We start from the raw sequence: 19136 nt of genomic DNA, 5'->3' as shown, positions 1-19136 counted from the left end.
CATCAAAAAAAGAAGCCAGCCCAATCGGGAGGCTTCTTTTTTGGTTTAATGAACGCCTTTCATCGCTTTCTTAATCACTGGTGTAAGCAGAAGCATGACACCACATAAAACAATGGCAAGCAGGCCGATGATACCGAAATAGACGGTTTCTGGCACTTTATCAAACAGTTTGACGACTTGCGCATTGATCGCCTGTGCCATGGCATTTGAAAGGAACCAAAGGCTCATCGTTTGCGCTGAGAAGGCAGCAGGTGCAAGCTTTGTTGTCGCTGATAAACCAACCGGTGATAAGCAGAGCTCTCCGATCACGACGAGGAAGAAGCTAAGCACGAGCCATAATGGGCTCACAAGTGTGTTTGGACCAGCCATGTAAGCAGGAATGATCATGATAATAAAGGATAATCCTGCAAACAGAAGACCAAGTGAGAATTTAATCGGGGTAGACGGCTGTCTCTTTCCGAGTCTGACCCATAACCAAGCAAATACAGGAGACAGCAGCACAATAAAGATTGGATTCAATGATTGGAACCACGAAGAGGCGAGTGTCATCCCAAAGAAATTCAAGTTTGTTCGTTGATCCGCATATGTGGCTAAAATGTTTGAGCCTTGTTCTTGAATCGCCCAGAACATCACCGCAGCTAGGAACAATGGAATATAAGCGAGTACCCTGGATTGCTCCACTGTGCTCGTCTTTTTACTGAAATACATCATAATAAAATAAACAATCGGAATGAGCACACCAAGGACACTGACAAACCAAGTGAATAAATTAATGGTAAGCGCGCCTGTTTGGATGCCAATGACAGCGAAAACAACGAGCACAATCACGATCAATGTTCCAAAAATGCTGATGTTCTTGCGTTCAGCAGCTGATAGTGGATTTGTAACATAGGTGCCGGCAAGGCCAAGATTCGGCTTTTTTGTAATCACAAATGTAATAAGTCCAACAAGCATCCCAACGGCAGCGATTGAGAAACCAAGATGGAAATTCACTTTTTGACCGAGTGTTCCGACAATTAATGGGGCAATAAACCCACCCATGTTGATCCCCATGTAGAAAATACTAAAGCCGGAATCCCTGCGAGGGTCCGTTTTTGAATACAGGTCGCCAACAATGTTTGAAACGTTCGGCTTTAGAAGACCTGTCCCAATAATAATCAGTCCCATACTAATAAAGAGCGCTGTTGCGCCGCTTGGCAGAGCCAAAATGACATGCCCAAGCATGATGAAAACTCCGCCATAAAAGACCGTACTGGACGAACCGAATACCCGGTCGGCGAGCCACCCGCCAATTACTCCTGACATATAGACAAGGGCACCGTAGACAGACATGATCGAATTGGCTGTCGTCTGGTCAAAGCCTAGACCGCCTTTTGTCACCTCTGTATACATATAATAAATAAGTAGTGCACGCATGCCATAATAAGAAAAACGCTCCCAAAATTCAGTGAAAAACAGTGTATAAAGTCCTTTAGGATGTCCAAAAAACCCTTTTTGAGGCACACTTTTAACAATTTTATCGTGGTCAATTGTAGACATGGCATAGGTCCTTTCTTAAAAAAAGAGATATGAGAAAAATGATATTCTTGTATAGTACTTGTGTCAATATAAAACTATTCTAAAACAGGAAAATGTTAGATCAATAGGCGTAAAGACTCAAAAAATAAAAATTCATTTAAGTAAAAATGTTCGGAAAGTTATTCTAAAAGAATTTATATAAAATTTGAAGTGCTGTACAGGCAAACCCTTCCTACATGCATAGGATGATGAGAGGACATGTATGAAAAGGAGGGGTTTTGGTTGGGGGAATTAAATGAATCTGATCTGAAAAAACCCGTTGTCAATGTACTAGATTTTGGTGTGATTGCTGACGGGAAAACGGACTGTACAGTCAAGCTGAATGAATGCTTAGAATGGACGAAAGCACAAGGGTATTCACACGTCTGGCTGCCGAGTGGCACGTATTTAATTGATGCGGTGTACAGAGGGGATCCATTTTTTCCTTTTCGAGGTGCATGTATAAGGGTGCCAAGTCATATATGTATTGAGATGGCGCCGGATGCTGTGATAAAGGTAAAACCAAATGATTCGTGGGGGTATGCGGCCTTTTATATAGGAAAGGTTCAGCATGTCACCATCCAGGGCGGACGAATTGAAGGGGACCGTCAGGAGCATGTGTACAAGTCGCTCCCCCCTGAACGAAAAACCCATGAGTGGGGCTTTGGAATATGTATTGAAGGTGCCTCCCACGTGAATGTGAATCATGTGCAAATAAAGAATTGTACGGGAGACGGCATCATTGTCAGTCCCCATGGTTTATTGACACAGATTGAATCGTACTCGCCTGCTTCATCTATTCACATTTCTGGCTGCACCATCACAGATTCAAGACGAAACAATCTATCGATTACTGGCTGTAATGGGGTCATTGTGGAGGACTGTTTGCTGGAAAGAGCAGGAGTCAACGGGGTCGAACCGAGAATGGGCATTGATATTGAAGGCTACGGAGAAAATGCGGTGAATATGGAGGAACCGCTGAATATCCAGATTAGAAACAACATCGTAAGAGGAGGTGCCGCAAGCTCCATTTATAACTTCAACGGCTATGGTGTGATCATTGAAGGCAATCATACAGATAGCAGTATCTCCTATGGCTTTGCCACCGAAACGATCATTGCCAACAATTTAATCCGTGCAGTGGGAGGGGGCGTAACAAAAGCAGGGATTACGAGCTTAGGCGTGCCGCTTGATCAAACGGAGAACAATGTGATCATTATTGGCAATATGATTGAGGGGTTTGAAAAAGGCATTGATGTGAGGGGAGACAGCGTTCATATTACAGGCAATAAGATTAGTCTTTTTGAAGATGCGGCTGTGTCCGTTTATATGGCAAATCGCATTCTAATAGAAGGAAACCATATTGAATCAGGGACAAATACACAATTAAGAAGCACATCGCTACGTATCTATCAATCCGATAGCGTCGTCTTTTCAAACAATACGATCTACTCTGTGATTGATGCGGCGATGGTGAGAGGAACGAATATCCTGATCCAGCACAATCAATTCAAAGAATTCAGCAGAGGGATCTGGGTGCAGGACGGAGAAGCTGGAATCAACGGCAATCACTTTATTCAAGAAGGACGATCAGGGATTGCGTCTTCGTATACTATCAGTGTCACCGGAAATGCGAAGGCTTTCATATGGCAGAATCGCTTTAAGAACTATCAAAACTACGCTGTATACAGCAGCACGACGGGTCAGTTGGAGATTAAAGACAATTCCTTTGAAGAAACATCCTTATATGTGGTGATGTATATTAAAAATGGCTCCCCACAAATAGGAGATAACCGCTTCTATTTAAATCGTTCGATCGGACAGCCGACGGCGATCTTTATTGACCAAGCCGCCTCAGCCCGTGTGCTGCGAAATAATATCATCAATGTATCTCCTCAAAAAGCCATTGCCGTCCGCACGATGTCTTCCACTCATTCTGTGATCGCCCATAACATGCTGGAGCGCAGTCAATTAATGACACATACGACGGACCGGCTCATCGGAAATATTGAAATCGATACACCGTGATGAGCTTGTGAAATCCCTTATTTTGGAGGTTCAGAAGGCGGTTGACAATCCTGTAAAAAGGGCATATAGTAATAATTATTTTTCATTTTTCATTTTTCGTAACATTTGCCCTTTTTTTATGGATAAAACCGATTAATTCAATCAGAAAAATGTATCTTGTGAGAAAAACAGCTTGATACAGGGAGATATAGAAAGGATGAAGAACAAGTGTCACAGCCGAAACGGAAGCTCAAGCTAGGCGTATTCATCGCAGGAACTGGACATCATGTCGCCTCTTGGAGACATCCGAATGCCGTACCAGATGCAGCTATGAATCTTGATTATTTTAAACAATTAGCGAAAAAGGCAGAGGAAGGAAAGCTGGATTTGCTCTTTTTAGCCGACAGCTTATCGATTAATCAAACCTCTCATCCGAACGTATTAACGAGATTTGAACCGCTCACCCTGCTTTCTTCCATTGCTGAGTCTACGTCAACAATTGGTTTAGCAGCTACAGCATCCACTACATACAGTGAGCCATTCCATATTGCAAGACAGTTTGCCTCTCTTGATCATTTATCAGGCGGAAGAGCAGCATGGAATGTGGTCACATCTTCTATTGAAGAAACAGCGAAAAATTTTAGCCGACAAGAGCATTTAGCACACCACAAACGATATGAGCGAGCAGAGGAATTCGTAGAGGTTGTGAAAGGTCTTTGGGATTCTTGGGAAGAGGACGCGCTTGTGAGAAACAAGGAAACGGGCGAATTCTTCGAGTCTAGTAAGCTTCATGAACTCCAGCACAAGGGTGAATTCTTCTCTGTACGGGGCCCGCTCAACGTATCACGCACGCCGCAAGGGCAACCAGTGATCATTCAAGCAGGATCTTCCGAAGATGGTCAAAAGCTTGCAGCGAAAACGGCTGAGCTTATTTTCACTGCCCAAAACGATCTCGATAAAGCGAAGGAATTTTATCAAAGCTTGAAGGAGAAAGTAGAGGCTGCTGGTCGTGCAAGAGAGGACGTCAGCATCATGCCAGGCATCTTCCCAATCATTGCCGATACAGAAGAAGAAGCAAAAGCGAAGTATGAAGAATTACAGGAGCTAATTGTTCCTGAAATTGGTCTAAGCATTCTGCAAAACTACTTAGGTGGTATTGATCTGTCTCAGTATCCTTTAGACGGACCACTTCCAGAAATTGATCCAAGCACGTCAAATGCGGTGAAAAGCCGTTTTGATCTAGTGATGAATATGGCGAGAAAGGATAACCTGACCATTCGCCAGCTCTATCAATCTGTTGCCGGCTCTCGCGGTCACAATATTTTCATTGGAACGCCGCAGCAGCTAGCAGATGTGATGGAAACATGGCTTCATGAAGAAGCAGCAGATGGCTTTAATGTGATGCCGCCGCTCTTGCCAGAAGGACTAGATGTATTTGTAGAACGCGTCGTCCCGATCCTTCAGGAACGAGGCTTATTCAAAACCGATTACACAGGACAAACCTTACGAGAAAATCTCGGATTAAAACAGCCAAAAAATCGCTACACGACATAAGGGTGAGGTGACTAACGTTGGGATACACGTTTCGTCTGGCAACAGAGGCGGATATAGAGGCACTTCTTGAACTGACAACAAGAGCCTATGAGCCAATTCGTGAGCTCGGTATCCAGTTCCAAGCAGCACATGCCGATTTTGCTCTCGTTCAGAAAAATGTACAAAAGAATCTTTGCTATGTGATGGAAGAAAACGGAGAGCTTCTATCAACCTTATCACTCCGTATGCCTTGGGGAGAGCAGCCAGGACCGTTTGGCGTCCCGCACATCTGGTGGTTTGCCTCAGAACCATCCGCCAAAAAAGGGACAGGCTCTACCTTGCTAGAATGGGTGGAAGCTGAGGTGCTAAGGGATACACTGAAGGTACCGTATGTGTCACTCGGTACAGCTGATAAGCATCCGTGGCTCATGGACATGTATGAGCGCAAAGGCTATGTGAGAGCAGGAGAAAAGGATTTAGGCAAAGGTCACATGACGGTTTATTTTAAAAAACAATTAAGAACAGATATTATACAACCATAAGAGGAAAGAAGGGTTTACGAACATGAAAAACAAAAAATGGCTAGTCGTTCTATTTGCAGCAATGCTGGCAGTTTTAGCAGCTTGCGGCGGCAACAATCAAAGTGAAGGCAAAGACGAAAAGGTATTAAAGGTAGGCGCCACAGGTCAAAGCTATCCATTTGCTTATAAAGAAAACGGCAAGCTTGTTGGATTCGATGTCGAAGTAACAGAAGCGATTGCGAAAAAACTGGGCTACAAACTAGACTGGCAGCTGAGTGAATTCAGCGGACTCATGGGGCAGCTGACATCTGGTAAGCTGGATACCGTATCAAACCAAGTTGCGATCACAGACGAGCGTAAACAAACGTTTAACTTTACAGATACGTACGCTTACGCAGGAACACAAATCATTGTGAAAAAGGACAACAACGACATCAAAGGTCTTGATGATTTAAAAGGAAAAACAGTGGCGGCGGTTCTTGGTTCAAACCATGCCAAAAACCTAGAGAGCAAAGACCCAGATAAGAAAATCAATATCAAAACATATGAAACGCAAGACGGTGTATTAAATGAAGTGGCAAATGGCCGCGTGGATGCTTATGTCAACGGACGCAGTGTATTGTTAGCTCAAATTGAAAAAACAGGACTTCCTTTGAAAATCGTCGGCAATCCCATTGTATATGAAGAAGTAGGCTACCCATTTGCCAAAGATGAAAAGCACGACAAGATAAGAGAAGAATTTAACAAAGCGATCAAAGAATTAAGAGAAGACGGGACACTTAAGAAATTGTCTGAGAAATATTTCAAAGACGATGTCACAGTGCCAATTAAAAAATAACGACAGCGGCGGTGAAGAGCAGACATGAATAAAATTGATTGGCAGTATATGGTGACGGTTTTTCCGACCTTGATTCAATACTTGCCGATAACGATCTTCATGGCGATTGTCTCCATGGTATTTGCCATTATCATTGGTGTGGTATTCGCTCTTATTACGAAAAACCGGATACCTGTCCTATACCAATTTGCCAAGCTGTATATTTCTTTCTTCAGAGCGGTTCCAACCCTGGTTCAGCTCTTTCTCATTTATTTTGGTCTTCCGCAGCTATTCCCTGCGATGACCTCAATGGATGCCTTAACAGCGGTCATTATCGGATTAAGTATTAAAAACTCAGCATACTTAGCAGAAATTTTCAGAGCGGCCCTCAACTCTGTAGATGAAGGACAGCTTGAGGCCTGCTTATCTGTCGGCATGACAAGATGGCAGTCTTACGTCAGAATTATTTTCCCGCAGGCCGTCAGAAATGCGATTCCAGCGACGGGAAATACCTTTATCGGTCTTTTAAAAGAAACATCTCTTGCCTTTACCATCGGGGTGGCAGAAATGTTTGCACAAGGGAAGATGATTGCATCGGCAAATTATAAATACTTTGAAACCTATTTAGCTGTAGGGATTGTATACTGGGTGCTGACCATCATTTATAGCTTCCTGCAAGACCTATTTGAACGAAAACTCAGCAAACCTTACCGGAATTAAGGAGGTGTGGACATGATCAAGCTCACCAATTTGAAAAAATCATTCGGCGACCTTGTCGTCTTAGACGGAATCAATCTCGACGTACAAAAAGGGCAGGTTGTGGCCATTATCGGACCTTCTGGCTCCGGTAAATCAACCTTGCTACGCTGCTTAAATTTATTAGAAACGCCAGATGAAGGCACGATTGAAATTGGCGATGCGAAGCTCGATGCGTCCAAATATACACGTAAAGAAGCCCATCACCTTCGTCAGCAAACCGCTATGGTGTTTCAAAACTATAATCTTTTTAAAAACAAGACAGCACTACAAAATATTACAGAATCACTGCTTGTAACGAAAAAAATGACCAAACAGCAGGCAAATGAGATCGGAATGAAGCTGCTGAAGCAGGTAGGATTAGAACAAAAGGCTGACAGCTACCCGGTCACATTATCTGGTGGACAGCAGCAGCGAATTGGGATTGCCCGTGCATTAGCTGTTGATCCACATGCGATTCTGCTGGATGAACCGACGTCAGCATTAGATCCAGAGCTCGTCTCAGGCGTGCTTCAAGTCATTAAATCCATTGCGATACAAGAAACAACCATGATCATCGTCACACATGAAATGGCATTTGCAAGAGAAGTGGCAGACCATGTGATTTTTATGGCAGATGGTCATATCATCGAGCAGGGGACGCCAAAAGAGCTATTTGATGAAACGAAGAACGAACGGACGAAACGATTTATCCAAAAAGAAGCAGCGGCTGAAGAAGCATAAGCTGCTTTTTACTCTTTAGAGGGGTGAGTGTCAAGTGAAATCAATAGGAAATGAAGCTTTAAACAAACGTTTAATTAACATACGCCGAGCGCTTCATGAGCATCCAGAGCTGTCGTTTGAGGAATATGAAACGACCAAGAAACTGCGCCGCTGGTTAGAAGAGGAAGGAATCACGATTCTCGATGTGCCGGATCTTCAAACAGGGGTTGTCTGTGAAATCAAAGGAGAACAAGAGGGACCAACGATTGCCCTGAGAGCCGATATTGATGCACTTCCGATTGAAGAGGCATCTGGCGAACCATTTACTTCAAAGGAACCGGGCAAAATGCATGCATGCGGTCATGATTTCCATACAGCGTCGATCTTTGGTGCGGCCGCCCTATTAAACGAACGTAAACACGAGATCAAGGGAACCGTCCGCATTTTGTTCCAGCCAGCTGAGGAAGTCGCTCAAGGGGCGAAACACGTCATAGAGGCAGGCGTTTTAGATGGGGTTGATGCAATTTTCGGTATGCATAACAAACCTGACCTGCCAGTTGGCACCATTGGCATCAGAGAAAAAGCATTGATGGCAAGTGTTGATCGATTTGAAATCGATATTAAAGGAACAGGCGGTCATGCCGGAATTCCGAATCATACGGTGGACCCAATTGCCATTAGCGGGCAAATCACAAGCGCTCTTCAACAAATCGTCAGCCGCCGCATCAGCTCCTTGCATCATGCGGTTGTCAGCATCACACGTATTCAAGGGGGCACATCATGGAATGTGATACCTGATCGTGTTGAGATGGAAGGAACCGTTCGGACGTTTGAGCCTGAAGTGAGAGCAATGATTCCAAATCTCATGAAACAAATCGTGAGCGGAATTGCAGAAGGTTTTGGTGCAAAGGCAGAAGTGAGATGGCATCCATATTTGCCTTCTGTGATGAATGACGAGCGCCTGACAAAGATGGTAGAAGAAACAGCGGGTGCGCTTGATCTCACAGTAGTGGAGGCAGAGCAATCACCAGGCGGAGAAGACTTTGCCCTTTATCAAGAGCGCATTCCAGGCTTTTTTGTTTGGATGGGGACTAGCGGTACAAAGGAATGGCATCATCCTGCCTTTACGTTAAATGAAGACGCACTGCCAGTTGCCGCTGCCTTCTTTGCCGAGCTTGCCGTTCGAACGTTGGAGTCACGATCATGGAACTAACGAAACAGCTCGCAGAGGTAGTGCTGTCTGCTGATCCGCTTCAAGATCAACAGGCCGTTCAAATGGCTAGAAACGGTCTGTTAGACGCTGCGGCAGCAGCGCTTGCCGCGAAAGAGGATGAAGGGATTCAGAAGCTCATGGTGCTTGTGGATCAAGAAGGCGGAGCGGCTCAAATTCCCGTCATTGGACAAGGGAAGAACGTTAGCCGCCAATCCGCAGCGATGCTTAACGGCTACCTGATACACGCCCTTGATTATGATGATGTGCATTCAGACGTGAGAGGACATCCAAGTGCGGTGATCATTCCGGCCTTGCTTTCCCAGATGACTGATGGGGAGGCATACGGTGATCGGTTTTTCAGTGCTTACATCACAGGTGTTGAAGTGATGGCAAGGCTTGGAGAATCCATTGGCAAGGCGCATTATGAACGGGGCTGGCACAATACCGGAACACTCGGAGCTATTGCAGCAGTATGTGCCATTGGCTATTTGAAACAAGTTTCGCCGGAAGAGCTGGCGAAAGCGATCGGCTTTGCTGGTGCGCAATCAGCTGGAATGCGAAAGCAGTTTGGGACTGATATGAAACCATTACAAGCCGGCTTAGCCGCTAAAACAGCCGTGTGGTCCATGGATTTAGCTTGTTCAGGTTTTGGCGGAAGTGAATCGGTTTTAGATGGAGAGCTTGGCTTCTTTTCTCTCTATGGAGATCAGAAGCTAGCGGAAAGATGTTTGCTAGAGGGCTATGGCACTGCGTGGCGGATCGTGTCGCCAGGTCTATGGTTCAAAGTCTATCCGTTTTGTTCAGCTGCGCATCATGCAGCCGATGCGATTGAGTCATTAGTGAAAGAACACCCTTCCTTACAGGGGCAGATTGAGCAGGTCGACGTCATTTTTCCGCCAGGCGGAGATGCAGCACTCACGGAGCGGACGCCTTTGACTGGAGAAGAGGGACGATTCAGCGTCGAGTACGTCATCGCGCTTGCAGTGTTCGGACATCCATTATCACTGGATGCCTTTACAAAAAAAGCCATTTCAAAAGAGCTGCGGACATGGATGAAGCGGGTGAATAGAGGATATGATCAAACGACAGAACCCCATCCAGACGCGGTACCAAAAGGGCGTTTTACGATTGTAAAGCTCACCTTATCAGATGGCACCACCACCTGCAAGCGGGTCGATATCCCTCGGGGAGCACCAGGCTATGCGTTATCGAAAGAAGAGATCATGCAAAAGTTAAGCAGTGTCACAGACGCCTCACAGGCACAGCAGATTTTACAGGCGGTTGAAGAGGGGAACGACGCTGCTTATTTGAAGCTGCTGGTATCATAAGGATAAGGCTCATCCATCAAGATGAGCTTTTTTGCATCACAAAAATCAATGTGGTTCACTTCAGCGTCCAACCCCATCAAAAAGTATGAATAAAAGATGACCAAAGCATGATAAGTTCATGAAATCGTATGAATCCAATTGAGATTTGAGAAAGAACATGTAAAATAAAGCTACATAAAGAAAAACAATGGCAACAGCGGAGGCTGATGATGAAAATATTAATGATTGAAGACAATCAGAGCGTTTGTACAATGACAGATATGTTTTTTCAACGAGAGGGATTTCAAGCGGAATTCGTCCAGGATGGACTAGAAGGACTGAATCGATTCAAGCAAGAGGAGGATTGGGATCTTCTCATCTTAGATGTCATGCTTCCTTCGATGGATGGTCTGACCATTTGTCAAAAGGTACGCCAGATCAGTGATGTTCCAATTATCATGCTGACAGCAAAGGAAACCGAATCTGATCAGGTGCTTGGTTTTGATCTTGGGGCAGATGATTATGTCACAAAGCCCTTTAGTCCGCTGACCTTGATGGCAAGAATTAAAGCGGTGAAACGACGCTTTGCTCATACAACTACTCAAGAAAAGGCGAGAGAGGGCGAACGACTGGAGACAGCACATTTTCAGTTGGATAAGAAAACGAGGGAAGTTTTTCTGGATGGAGAGCGGATTGAGAACCTCACGCCAAAGGAATACGATCTGCTGTGCTTTTTTATTCAGCATCCTCGGCAAGTATTTTCGCGCGAGCAATTGCTTGAACAAATTTGGGGATATCAATTTTATGGAGATGAACGAACGGTAGATGTTCATATTAAACGGCTGCGCCAAAAAATTGGGGACGGGTCAAAGCCCTTTTTGTATACAGTGTGGGGCGTAGGGTATAAGTTCGATGAAGATTAAATATTTTTATCAGCTGCTGATCAGCCACCTCGGATTATTGCTCATCGCCATTATGATTATCAGCACCCTTCTATCTCATTTTGTGAAAGATATTGCCTATCAAAACAGAGTGGATGAAATGAGCTCCTATGGGAATGAAATTTTGCAGAATTTTAAACAACTGCCTAAAAATGAGATGACCTTCCGTCTGCGTCCATTTGAAGATATTCTCTCGACAAGACAAATTCGTTTTTTCGTGTTTGATGAAAAAGGAGATGTTCTGTCTCAGCAGCAAGAGATGCTACCGCATGAAGCTTTACTCACAAAGGATTTATGGACCAAGCTCTCAAAAGGAGAGCAAATCATTGTCAAGCGAAGTGATTCACGTCGCCTTGATCAAGAGGCATCACTTGTGGCGCTCCCTGTCATGGAGGGTGGGAAGCTAAAGGGCGGAGTCGTCCTTATTGCCCCGATTCAAGGCGCTGAACAGCTCATCGCCCAGATGAATCGTTATCTGTATATCATCGTATTTGTGGCGCTGACGATCACCTTTATTCTCAGCCTGTTCCTGTCTAAATTTCATGTGAACCGCATCAAAAAGTTGAGAGAGGCGACTGAAAAGATTGCACAAGGTGATTACAACATCAATCTTGAAAACAAACACCTTGATGAAATCGGTACACTTGGTGAGGATTTTAATATGATGGCGAAACGCCTCCAGCGATCAAGAGAGGAAATTGACCGGCTCGAAAAGCGCAGACGCCAATTCATTGCGGATGTGTCTCACGAATTGAAAACACCGCTGACCACGATTCGAGGACTGGTGGAATGGCTGAACACAGCAGATGTGTCCGCAGAAGAGAAAGAGAAATGCTATGCCTTAATCACTGATGAGACAAAACGTATGCTGCGCCTCGTCAATGAAAATATGGATTATGAGAAAATCAGATCGAATCAAATTACCCTTCAGAAATTTCACTATCCACTCATTGACACATTTGAAGTGATTAAAGAGCAATTGAGCCGAATCGCTGAAGAGAAAAACAATCAGTTGATCGTGGACGTTGATCCTGAACAAAAGGTCTATGCAGATTATGACAGGCTCATTCAAATCCTTGTCAATATCACAAAGAACGCGATTCAATTCACAGAAGGCGGCCGTATTTCCTTAAGAGGAAAACAAGAAAATCAAGAGACGATCATTGAAGTGGAAGACACAGGCATTGGCATCGCACCAGACGAAGTCAAACACATATGGGAACGTTTTTATAAAGCGGATATCTCAAGAACGAATACACCGTATGGAGAATACGGACTGGGCTTGTCCATTGTGAAGCAGCTTGTGGACCTGCATGAAGGGCATATTGATATGAAAAGTGAAAAAAACAAAGGAACGACATTTACCATTCGACTGCCGTTTCCAGAAGAAAAGGGCTAAAATGAACATCATTTTAGCCCTTTTTGGTGAATTATCGCTTATTCATTTTTCGTAAACGTTAAGCCGATATGAGCAAGTGCTTGCGGTAAATCTTTACGAATCGTGATATCTTTAAAGGAAATATTCGATTGGATCGCACTCAGCGCAAGGTCTTGCTTAATGCCTGTTAAGACAGCCGAAATCCCTAAAAGTCTCAGCGTTTGTGCGTAGCTGACCAAATATTGAATGCTTTGTTCATTCAGGCTTTTTGTTCCCGATACATCAATGACCAAATGAGAGAGCGACAGCCTGTAGCTTTCCTGTAAAATGGTTTCTAAAATATGCTGAGCACGTGTCTCTTCGATATCACCAAGAAGAGGAAGCACGGCGACACCGTCAACAACAGGTACGATTGGTACAGATAATTGCTGAATCTGACGGTTGGCACGGTCGAGTTCGAGGACGTAGCTTAATAAAGAAGCCATCGTTTCAAACATATACACGTGCTCTTCTGTAAAGTGCTGTGGTCTTAGATCAAGTCCACAAATCGTTCCGTAGTTCGTACCATCTGTAAAATCAATGGGAACCCCAATGAACGAGCCGCCTTGAAGCCGCTTTGTGACCTCTAAGTATTTAGAGCGGTCATCTAATGAAATATCAGGGATGACAAGTGTATCCTGATGATCGATTGCCAGTTTGCAGAATGTCTTTTCGTAAGGAAGTTCTTCTCCTTCTTCAAGAAGCTGCTCGTCATGATTTAGCACCTTTACAATCTGATTGGTGTTTTGATCGTTTTTAGCAATAAACAGTGTATTCACATCAATGAATTGACTCATCATGTTTAAAATACTTGTAGAAGCATCATGAAAATTGCGAAACTGTTTTAATAGTTGTTGACGAGGCATTGTTTTAGGACTCCTTGTAGCTCCGATCATAGGCCGGAACGATAATTGATTTGTCTCTATCATACAAAATCAAACGAGAAATAGATATACTTTAATGCGCAAAACCATTTGAATCGCGCGAGAACTAAAAAGACTGCCGATCCTGAGATCGGGCAGTCTGCTTGTTAAAGAGAAACAGGTACTGAAGACATGGAGAAAAATTCCTCATACAATGCCTGAACGGCTTCTTTTTCTTGAGCTGCTTTGACGCCAAACATCATGCTGACCTCTGAAGAGCCTTGATTGATCATCTCAATATTGACCTTTGCTTTTGACAACGCCTTTGCCGCTCTCGCTGTTGTGCCAACATTGTGCCGCATCGCTTCTCCTACGACCATAATAAGGGAGAGATTCCGCTCTAAAATGACTTCATCTGCATCCAGCACGAGCTTTAAGCGATCTAAAAGCTCTTGTTCAATATGCTGCTCCTCCAGCTGATCCTGTCTTAAAATAATATTCATATCATCAATGCCAGAAGGGACATGCTCATACGTAAGCCCATATTCCTCTAACGTTTGCAGCACTTTACGTCCAAAGCCGACTTCTCGGTTCATCAAATATTTACTGATATAAATGCTGCAAAATCTATGATCTGAGGCGATCCCAACAACAGGTCCATTCGTATGATCCCGTTGATTCACGATTTTTGTACCTTTGGCCGCTGGGTTATTGGTGTTTTTAATCTGAACAGGAATGCCTGCCCGGAAAGCTGGAATGAGTGCTTCATCATGGAACACAGAAAAACCAGCATAGGACAGCTCGCGCATTTCCCGGTATGTCAGCTCAGTGATCTCCTTTGGCTCGTGAACAATTGTTGGATTGACGGCATAGACAGCATCCACATCTGTAAAATTTTCATAAACATCTGCCTTCAGCCCGTTTGCCAAAATGGAGCCGGTAATATCAGATCCACTCCGGGAAAAGGTGACGATATCACCCGCTAGACTAAAGCCAAAAAAACCAGGGAATATCATGATGCCAGAGCGTTCTCTTAATTTATACAAATGATCATATGATTCTGGGAGGACTTGCGCTTGGCCAGGCTCATCGCTCACAAATAAACCAGCTTCCTTAGGGTTCACATAGTGGGCTTCGACACCTTGATGGCGGAAATAGGCGGCAATGAGCTTTGCGTTATTATCTTCACCACTTGCTTTGATGGCATCAAGATAACGCTCAGGATGAGACGAATCAGCCTGGAGCAATGCGTCTAGGTCGTGCCGGATGGTGTCAATAATGTCATGGCCTAAGCCTAGTTCATCAGCAATGGAGGCATACCGCTTGATGACGGCTTCCTGTAAATCTTGTGCTTCACCTAAACGTAAATATTGTTCACCGCAGCTAATTAACAGATCAGTGACCTTCGTATCCGTTGAATGCCGTTTTCCTGGTGCGGAAACAACGACTGCTTTTCGAGCTGGATCTGCTGTTACAATGTCAAATACCTTTTGCAGCTGCTTGCCAGATGCAAGAGAACTGCCACCAAATTTAACGACCTTCAATGCATACATCTCCTATAGTAAAAATTTTCTCACAAATTGAATAGTTTCTATTATCAACTCTTTTCTTCAAATTATCAAGGATTTTCTTTACTGGAAGTACAAATGTATTTTCAGAGAGGACGATATAGGTGGATGATATGAAAAAAGAGCCGGCGATGAAGTGCACCCCAAATATTAGACACAGTCTAACATTTGGAGGTGCTTTTCTTTTGGCTAAATTTACAATTGAAGATAAAATCAAAGCGGTAAAACGATACCTCATTGACCGCGAACCCCTGCTTGGAATTGCAAAACAGATTGGCGTGCACAAAAGCATACTTCAATATTGGGTCAGAAAGTATCAATATCATGGCGAAAAAGCTTTTTCAAAGTCATATACAAATTATCCAGTCCAATATAAACTAGACTTACTTGATTATATGAATGAACATGGGACGTCTATCTTGGAAACAGCTGCACTCTTTAACCTGCCTTCTGATACCACGCTTTGGAACTGGAAGCGCATCTTGGAAACACAAGGAGTAGACGCCCTTCAATCTAAGAAAAAGGGGCGTCCGTCTATGAAAAAGAAAACTGGAAAACAAGAAATAACGAAAGGATCAATGGAAGCGTTACAGGCAGAAGTAGAACATTTGCGCATGGAAAATGAGTATTTAAAAAAGTTGAATGCCTTAGTTCAAAACAAGGAACAATCACCAAACAAGACAAAGCGCAAGTAGTCTATGATTTAAGGCATCAATATCCGGTGAAATCACTTCTTAAGCTCGCATGTATTCCACGCAGTACCTACTATTACTTGATCAAGCATTTAGATCGTCCTGATCAGGATGTCGAACTGAAAAAGATGATTCAAACCATTTATCAGGAACATCAAGGACGTTATGGATATCGCCGGATTCGTGATGAACTAATCAACCGAGGACAAAAGGTAAATCACAAAAAAGTCCAGCGCATCATGAAAGTTCTAGGGCTAAAATGCATGGTCCGAGTGAAGAAATATCGTTCATACAGAGGCACAGTGAACAAAATAGCGCCTAATATATTGGCTCGTCATTTTCAAGCTGATAGGCCAAATGAGAAATGGGTCACAGATATAACGGAGTTTAAGTTATTTGGTCAGAAGCTCTATCTTTCGCCCATATTAGATCTATTTAATGGTGAAATCATTACCTATACAGTCGGTTCAAGACCTGTTTATTCACTCGTCTCAACGATGCTTCATCAGGCGTTCAACCGTTTAGATGAAGATGAGAAACCAATGATACATTCTGATCAAGGATGGCATTACCAAATGAAGCAATATAGACACGCCTTAAAAAAGCGTGGGATTACACAGAGTATGTCCCGAAAAGGTAACTGTTACGATAACGCAGTTATCGAGAACTTTTTTGGTATCTTAAAGTCTGAATTTCTATACCTAAAAAAATTTGAGAACATCGAACACTTCAAGCAAGAACTTGAACAATATATTGATTACTACAATCACACACGTATAAAGACAAAACTAAAAGGCATGAGTCCGATACAATATCGAACTCATGCCTCGAAAGCTGTCTCATAAAAAACCCGCGTCTAAATTTAGGGGGTCACTTCAATGCAGAGCTCTTTTTTTCTTATGAAGAAGAGGAGGAAGATAGCTCCTGTTTCATCACTTTATTCTCACGTTTTTCCTTTAAGAAAAAGGTGAGAACGAGTCCAATGACCGCAATTAGTCCAGAGACGATAAATGACGTATTCATGCCATGAACGGCTGATTTCAATGGATTAGCTATTTCTGCATTTGCGGCAGAGCTGCTCATAATAGAGACAAGCACAGCCGTTCCAATCGAGCCGCCCATTTGTCTCATCGTGTTATTCATCGCTGTTCCATGCGGGATCAGATGCTGTGGTAAAGAGTTAATACCTGCTGTTGTCAGCGGCATCATGATCATCCCAACTCCGATCAGGCGAAGCGTGTAGGCGATTGTAATCAGAGCAATTGATGAATCAAGGCTTAGAAGCATAAATGGCAGGGAGGTAACCGTTAATATCGTAAACCCGCCTATTGCCAGTCCTCTTCCGCCGACTTTATCAAAAATCCTTCCGATAATCGGTGATAGCAATCCCATAAAGAGCGCACCTGGCAACAAGATGAGCCCTGTATCAAGTGCAGACAATCCTCTGACATTCTGCGTATAAAGCGGCAGAATGGTCTCCGTTCCAATCAGTAAAGCAAAGACGAGCATGCCGAGGAAGGTTGTTAAGCTAAAGACAGCAAACTTAAATACACCAAACTCAAGCATCGGTCTGTCCAAATTCGACTGACGCAGAATAAAGAGGAACAAGCTCACGGCGCCGACAATCAGCGAAATAAGGACAGGCGCACTCGTCCATCCATATGATCCGACACTAGAAAACCCGTACAGTAAACCGCCGAAACCGAAGGACGACAGGATAACGGATAAAACATCGATACGTGTTTCTCTTTGCTGCGTGACATTTTTCATTAAGAAATAAGCAAGAATGAGATCAATGATACCGATTGGCAGAACAATATAGAACAGGAATTTCCAACTAAAGGAATCGACAATCCAGCCGCCAAGTGTTGGTCCAAGCGCTGGTGCGAAAGAAATGACAAGACCAACCATACCCATGGCCTGCCCCCGTTTTTCTTTCGGGAAAATGGTCAAAAAGATGGTTTGCATGAGCGGCATTAAAATCCCTGCGCCGGCTGCCTGCACAATTCGCGCTGCAAGTAACACTGGGAAATTCGTTGCAAACGCAGCAAGAACTGTACCTGCTGTAAAAATGCTAAGCGCCGTTAAAACTAAAGCGCGACTCGAAAATTTCTCTATTAAAAAGGCAGTAATCGGGATGAGAATCCCGTTTGTCAGCATAAAGGCTGTTGTCAGCCATTGCCCTTTGCTGACATCAATATTGAATTCCTCCATGATATGTGGGATCGCTGGAATGAGCAGCGTTTGGTTTAAAATCGCGACGAATGCCCCAACGAGAAAAATCCCAACAATCACAGGGCGATTATACGATGTTGTTGATTGGTTCATGTTATCCCTTCTTTATCTATAAAATGATGCTTTTCAGCTGTGACACGCTTTGTGATAAAACGCTGTTTTTGCCTAAATAATCAAGTAATGAGCTGATTAAAAAGGTTCTCGGTTGGTCCTTTGATAATTCTTGACTCAGTAGCTCAAACGCAGAGAGGAGATCGTCCTTTTCTTCTCCGTTTGACAGTGCATGAAGTGCTTGTTTGATCTTCGTTAAGTACGTGATGACATGTTTTTCTTCATCATATTCTTCTTGTGAGGAAAGCAGATAAGAGTCCATTAGCTCATCTGTTAACACAGGCTCAATGGAGCAAGGCTTTTTTGATACACGGTCCATCACACCAATGATCATTTCGGCAGCATTTTCTAATTGAATGTTCTTATGCTCAATTGCCAGCATTAAGATGACTTCTCTCATTAAACCATTGAGGACAATCACAAGATCCCAAACATAAGGCGCAACAGATTCACCGTATGTGCTTAAAATAATGTCTCTGTGCCGCTGCATGATGATGGAGCGTGTCTCACGCAAATGCTTTTTGACAATAGGTGAATGCTGAGAAAATGCTTCGAAGGACAGCATGTTCAAAAATTTATGATTCTCTTTGAATTCTTCAAGCTCAAGCTTGATCTTCTTAGTGAATTTTTCCTTTTTGGACAGCGTCGTTTCTGAATGAATGAGGTGGGAAATCTCCCTCATCTTGCGCTGATTATATTTAATCAGTTCTAATAGAAGCTCTTCCTTTGAATCAAACAGTTTATAAATAGACGCTTTTGATATTTTACAGGCATCCGCAATCGACTGCATGGACACACTCATATAGCCTTTTTGTGAAAATAATTTCTTCGAAACCCGCAAAATCTCTTCTTGCTTTTCTTTCATCTTCATAAGTCCTTTCCGAATCGGCAAAACC

At 43.5% G+C, this 19136-nt stretch carries 16 protein-coding genes; 11 read left to right on the top strand and 5 right to left on the bottom strand.

The window, feature by feature from the left end; all coding sequences use genetic code 11:
* Positions 1–45: 45 nt before the first annotated feature.
* On the bottom strand, positions 46–1539 hold the full coding sequence (locus tag IEE86_RS09735; RefSeq protein WP_191097040.1) for a peptide MFS transporter: 1494 nt from the start codon (positions 1537–1539) through the stop codon (positions 46–48).
* 261 nt (positions 1540–1800) lie between these two features.
* Between IEE86_RS09735 and IEE86_RS09730 the strand changes: the two genes are divergently transcribed.
* The 10 genes from IEE86_RS09730 to IEE86_RS09685 all read left to right on the top strand — a co-directional run bounded on the left by IEE86_RS09730 (position 1801) and on the right by IEE86_RS09685 (position 12753).
* A complete protein-coding gene (locus IEE86_RS09730; RefSeq protein WP_191097039.1) occupies positions 1801–3585 on the top strand; it encodes a right-handed parallel beta-helix repeat-containing protein in 1785 nt (594 codons plus the stop codon).
* 207 nt (positions 3586–3792) lie between these two features.
* Positions 3793–5118 (top strand): LLM class flavin-dependent oxidoreductase, encoded by a 1326-nt coding sequence (locus IEE86_RS09725; protein WP_191097038.1) that lies wholly within the window; start codon positions 3793–3795, stop codon positions 5116–5118.
* A gap of 17 nt (positions 5119–5135) precedes the next feature.
* Positions 5136–5639: a GNAT family N-acetyltransferase gene (locus tag IEE86_RS09720; protein ID WP_191097037.1), complete on the top strand. Its 504-nt coding sequence runs from the start codon at positions 5136–5138 to the stop codon at positions 5637–5639.
* A 22-nt stretch (positions 5640–5661) separates the two neighbouring features.
* Entirely contained in the window at positions 5662–6456 is a 795-nt protein-coding gene (locus tag IEE86_RS09715) for an amino acid ABC transporter substrate-binding protein (protein ID WP_191097036.1), read from the top strand.
* 24 nt (positions 6457–6480) lie between these two features.
* Positions 6481–7155 carry an amino acid ABC transporter permease gene (locus IEE86_RS09710; RefSeq protein WP_191097035.1) on the top strand — a complete coding sequence of 225 codons (675 nt, stop codon included), beginning with the start codon at positions 6481–6483 and terminating at the stop codon, positions 7153–7155.
* Positions 7156–7167: 12 nt separating this feature from the next.
* Positions 7168–7914 (top strand): amino acid ABC transporter ATP-binding protein, encoded by a 747-nt coding sequence (locus IEE86_RS09705; RefSeq protein WP_191097034.1) that lies wholly within the window; start codon positions 7168–7170, stop codon positions 7912–7914.
* A gap of 34 nt (positions 7915–7948) precedes the next feature.
* Complete coding sequence (locus IEE86_RS09700) at positions 7949–9106, top strand: amidohydrolase (protein WP_318010277.1); 1158 nt, start codon at positions 7949–7951, stop codon at positions 9104–9106.
* Positions 9097–10434 (top strand): MmgE/PrpD family protein, encoded by a 1338-nt coding sequence (locus IEE86_RS09695; RefSeq protein ID WP_191097033.1) that lies wholly within the window; start codon positions 9097–9099, stop codon positions 10432–10434. The genes IEE86_RS09700 and IEE86_RS09695 overlap by 10 nt, the downstream gene beginning before the upstream one ends.
* Positions 10435–10643: 209 nt before the next feature.
* Positions 10644–11336 (top strand): response regulator transcription factor, encoded by a 693-nt coding sequence (locus IEE86_RS09690; protein ID WP_191097032.1) that lies wholly within the window; start codon positions 10644–10646, stop codon positions 11334–11336.
* On the top strand, positions 11326–12753 hold the full coding sequence (locus tag IEE86_RS09685) for a sensor histidine kinase (protein ID WP_191097031.1): 1428 nt from the start codon (positions 11326–11328) through the stop codon (positions 12751–12753). The genes IEE86_RS09690 and IEE86_RS09685 overlap by 11 nt, the downstream gene beginning before the upstream one ends.
* Before the next feature lie 38 nt (positions 12754–12791).
* Here the strand turns inward: IEE86_RS09685 and IEE86_RS09680 are convergent, their stop codons facing one another.
* Both IEE86_RS09680 and IEE86_RS09675 read right to left on the bottom strand, forming a co-directional pair.
* Positions 12792–13637, bottom strand: coding sequence for a GAF domain-containing protein (locus tag IEE86_RS09680; RefSeq protein ID WP_191097030.1), 846 nt, complete (start codon positions 13635–13637; stop codon positions 12792–12794).
* Positions 13638–13801: 164 nt separating this feature from the next.
* Positions 13802–15178 (bottom strand): aspartate kinase, encoded by a 1377-nt coding sequence (locus tag IEE86_RS09675; protein WP_191097029.1) that lies wholly within the window; start codon positions 15176–15178, stop codon positions 13802–13804.
* Positions 15179–15387: 209 nt separating this feature from the next.
* On the opposite strand from IEE86_RS09675, the gene IEE86_RS09670 reads away from it, so the two are divergent.
* A protein-coding gene (locus IEE86_RS09670) for an IS3 family transposase (RefSeq protein ID WP_191097028.1) occupies positions 15388–16739 on the top strand; the annotation gives its coding sequence in 2 pieces (ribosomal slippage) (positions 15388–15832 and positions 15832–16739; 1353 coding nt in all).
* A gap of 52 nt (positions 16740–16791) precedes the next feature.
* On the opposite strand, the gene IEE86_RS09665 is transcribed toward IEE86_RS09670, so the two are convergent.
* A complete protein-coding gene (locus tag IEE86_RS09665; RefSeq protein WP_191097027.1) occupies positions 16792–18222 on the bottom strand; it encodes an MDR family MFS transporter in 1431 nt (476 codons plus the stop codon).
* Between the two features lie 16 nt (positions 18223–18238).
* Positions 18239–19105 (bottom strand): TetR/AcrR family transcriptional regulator, encoded by an 867-nt coding sequence (locus tag IEE86_RS09660; RefSeq protein WP_224740909.1) that lies wholly within the window; start codon positions 19103–19105, stop codon positions 18239–18241.
* Positions 19106–19136: the final 31 nt, after the last annotated feature.

Origin of the sequence: Bacillus crepusculi, assembly GCF_014764715.1 — a bacterium.
Classification (GTDB): Bacteria; Bacillota; Bacilli; order Bacillales; family Bacillaceae; genus Bacillus.
This window is presented reverse-complemented; position numbering and strand designations above follow the sequence as displayed.